Origin of the sequence: Bradyrhizobium genomosp. III, from assembly GCF_000261705.1 — a bacterium.
GTDB classification, from domain to species: Bacteria; Pseudomonadota; Alphaproteobacteria; order Rhizobiales; family Xanthobacteraceae; genus Bradyrhizobium; species Bradyrhizobium ottawaense.
In genome coordinates this window covers 1-3,478 of the sequence record NZ_AJQF01000296.1, presented here as the reverse complement: position 1 = coordinate 3,478, position 3,478 = coordinate 1, and the positions used below count along the sequence as shown (strand labels likewise).

Below are 3,478 nucleotides of genomic sequence, written 5' to 3'. Positions count from 1 at the left end.
GCCGAAGCCGATCTCGAGCCGCACATCGTCGGCGGCGGGATCGAAGATCTCGCTTGCATCCGCCGGCGTCTCACCGTCGATGTCGAGCGCCAGATGCGGCAGCAGTTGACCAATCAGCTCGGCCTGGTGCTGCCTGAGCTTGTGACCCTTGCGGCGCCCGAAGAACGCGCGCTCGCTGTCATCGCGATCGGGGTCTGATTTGCGCTCGCTCATCGCAGCGTCTGGTACAGGCGATGGAGCAGCCGCGCGCGCGGCGCGAGCGAGGAGACATAGAGCTGCTCATAATGAGTGTGCGCGCCCTTGCCGTCGACGCCGAGTCCGTCAAGCGTCGCGGTGTGGGCCGCGGTGAAATTGCCGTCCGAGCCGCCGCCGGTGTGGGTGTCCACCAGCTCGAAGCCGATCTCGCCGGCGAGCGTCTTCGCGTGTTCGTACAGCGAGGCGCCCGCGTTGCTCTTCTCGTAGGGCGGACGATTGAGCTCGCCGGTGACCGTGACGGTGACGCCGTCGGTCTTCGACGTCAGCCCAAGGATCTTGCCGACGAACTCCTCTGCGTCCTTGAGGCTCGGCACGCGCAGATCGACTTCGGCATAGGCCTCTTCCGGCGTGACGTTGGGGCGCGTGCCGCCACGCACCACGCCGACATTGACGCTGACGCCGCGTGTCAGGTCGTTCATCCCTTCCAGAGCGAGGATGACGTTACCGAGCTCGCGCACGGCGCTGCGGCCGTCTTCCGGCCGCGAGCCGGCATGCGCGGGCACGCCCTTGATGAATACCTTGAAGCGTCCGACGCCCTTGCGCCCGGTGACGATCTTGCCGCCATCGCGCGCCGGCTCCGTCACCAGCACGTATTTGGCCTTGCGCCCTTCCGTCTCGATGAGTGCGCGCGAGGTGGGACTGCCGATCTCCTCGTCGGAGGTGAACAAATGCGTGATGCCGAGCGGCGAGCGATCGACTGTGGCACACAGTGCGCGAAACGCGTGATGGGCGATGTAGGCGCCGCCCTTCATGTCGTAGATGCCGGGACCGTACGCGACGTCGCCTTCGACCTTGAACGGCAGGCGCTCGATGAATCCCATGGGATGGACGGTGTCGAGGTGGCTCAGCACCAGGATGCCCGGCCGGTCCTGCCCCCAATTCGAGCGCGCCATGAGATGATCGCCGCAGCCATCGACGCCGGCGACGCGTTCGAGCGTGACAGGCAGATCGCGGTATTGCTCCGCGACCATCGAGATCAGCCTGTTGACTTGTTCGGGCGCTTCCGTCGGCGTCTCGACCTCCACCCAGCGGCGGATGCCATCGAGAATAGTTTGGGTATCGAACCAATTGGAGCTGGCCATGGACGCATCTGTGCCTTTGAATCGCATCATCGAAGCGGACGCGCATCAAAGCGCGGCCACAAATGACGACATAGGCCAGATTTGACGCGGTCTCAAATCGCCATTCTGATGGCGATCAGCGCTTGTCGGGACCTTCGCGAGCCGCAATCTGCTCGACGAGATCGACGATCGAGCGGCGCATCTTCGAATCGGTGATTCGCGTGAACGCCTTGGTCAGGGCAAGTCCTTCCGACGTCGCGAGAAAGTCCGACACATAGGAAGGCGAGGCGCCTTCTGCGAAGCCGTCCGGACCCGGCACGCCGCTCGGGCCGCCCTCGAACAGGAACGACACCGGCACCTGGAGGATTTCGGCGATCTGCTGGATACGGCTCGCGCCGACCCGGTTCGTACCCTTCTCGTATTTCTGGATCTGCTGGAAAGTCAGGCCCAAAGCTTCACCGAGCTTTTCCTGGCTCATGCCCAACATGATGCGGCGCATACGCACGCGACTGCCGACATATTTGTCAACAGGGTTGGGCGCTTTCGACATTTCCTCAGCCCTCCAAACACCACCTTCAGCGCAATCAACTGGAGTGCCTCAGGTGCAAGCATCGTCAAATCAGACCCTCTTATTGGGAAACATTGCGGAGAAATTTAGCAATGCCCACTGTCTTTTGCAGCCGGTGCAGAATGGGGAGCCCATGTGCAGTCTGTCAACCGTGGGACTACGGTTGTCAAAAGCTTCCGGCCGCCTCCGCGGCGACGGTGCGATCAGGCCTTCCGCTTGGTGACACGTCGGCGGACCGCCAGAATCACGGCCAGCGCGACGAGCATGGCAGCCGGCACATCGCCCACCCGCGCATAGACCGTCGGTGATATCGCGGCAGGCAGGCTTGCATCCAAAATGCCTTCGATGCCGAGACCGAGGCTGGCGACGGTGCGGCCCACCGGATCGATCACCGCGGAGATACCGGTATTGGCGGAGCGGACCAGCGGCAATCCGAGCTCGATCGCGCGCATGCGCGACTGCTCGAGATGCTGATAGGGGCCGGTCGAAATGCCGAACCAACCGTCATTGGTGAGGTTCACGATCCAGCCCGGACGTTCGTTGCGTCCAGCCACCTCGCCGGGAAAAATTGCCTCGTAACAGATCAGCGGTAGCGCGGGCGGCGCGCCGGGCACCTGCAGCGCATGCCGCACCGTGCCGGGAATGAAGCCGCCGCGCACACGCGTCAGTTGCTCGAAACCGAGCTTCTCCATCAGTGCCTGGTAGGGAAGAAATTCTCCGAACGGCACCAAATGCAACTTGTCGTACACTGCGAGCACGCTGCCATCGTGATCGATCACGTAGATCGAATTATAGGCACGCGTGATCGGCGTGCCCCGCGGCAGGTCGGGCGCGCGGACCGAACCCGTGATCAGCACCGTGCCCTTGGGCAGTAGATCGGCGATCTGCGCCATCGCATCGGCTTCGCGGGTCAGGAAGAACGGAAAGGCCGATTCCGGCCAGATCAGGATGGTGGCATCGCGCACGCCGGTCGATTGCGGGCCGGAGGCGCGGTCCGACAGCGCCAAATATTTTTTCATCACCTCCGACTTGGCGGCGTAATTGAATTTGGCGTCCTGCTGCAGGTTCGGTTGCATCAGGCGCAGCTTGGCGCCTGAGACCATCGTGGTTGGATGCAGCGACAGGCGGATCGCGCCGAAGATGCTCATGACAACCAGGAGCGCAATTGCGGCCGCCGGCACGCGCCACGCCAGGCGGCGATCGGGCGTGCGGTCGATCAGCGTCGCGGGGCTCGCGAAGATCGCAACCGTCAGGAACGTCATGCCCCACAGGCCGACCAGCGAGGCCGTCTGCGCCAGCGGCAGCGACTCGGACAGGGCATAGCCGAACGCATTCCAGGGAAAGCCGGTCAGCAGGTGACCGCGCAGCCATTCGCTGATTGTGAGGCTTGCCGCAAGCGCAAGCACGCGCGTGGCGTTCTTGGTCCAGAGCAGGCGTGCCAGCGCAAAGCCGATGGCCGTGAAGATGGACAGATAAGCAGGCAGGCCGAGCACGGCGAACGGCGTCAGCCAGGCGAATACATCGGCCTCGACGAAGAAGGCGTAGCCGATCCAGTAGAGGCCGGGGACGAAATAGCCGAGCCCGAACCAGTAGC

General features: G+C 63.7%; 3 protein-coding genes and 1 pseudogene. All 4 read right to left on the bottom strand.

The window, feature by feature from the left end:
* A pseudogene (locus IC66_RS0124720) lies at window positions 1-213 on the bottom strand (tRNA (guanosine(46)-N7)-methyltransferase TrmB); the annotation flags it as partial.
* Window positions 210-1,367: a M20 family metallopeptidase gene (locus tag IC66_RS0124715; RefSeq protein ID WP_038949437.1), complete on the bottom strand. Its 1,158-nt coding sequence runs from the start codon at window positions 1,365-1,367 to the stop codon at window positions 210-212. The pseudogene IC66_RS0124720 and the gene IC66_RS0124715, both read right to left, overlap by 4 nt.
* Window positions 1,368-1,452: 85 nt before the next feature.
* Complete coding sequence (locus tag IC66_RS0124710; protein WP_028139513.1) at window positions 1,453-1,866, bottom strand: helix-turn-helix domain-containing protein; 414 nt, start codon at window positions 1,864-1,866, stop codon at window positions 1,453-1,455.
* Window positions 1,867-2,087: 221 nt separating this feature from the next.
* On the bottom strand, window positions 2,088-3,478 hold a 1,391-nt coding region (gene lnt / locus IC66_RS0124705), incomplete at its 5' end, for an apolipoprotein N-acyltransferase (RefSeq protein WP_038949436.1).

Excerpts from the sequence above, each read along its gene's own strand:
- IC66_RS0124710 (WP_028139513.1), bottom strand. The coding sequence starts at position 1,866 with ATGTCGAAAGCGCCCAACCCTGTTGACAAATATGTCGGCAGTCGCGTG.
- IC66_RS0124715 (WP_038949437.1), bottom strand. The coding sequence starts at position 1,367 with ATGATGCGATTCAAAGGCACAGATGCGTCCATGGCCAGCTCCAATTGG.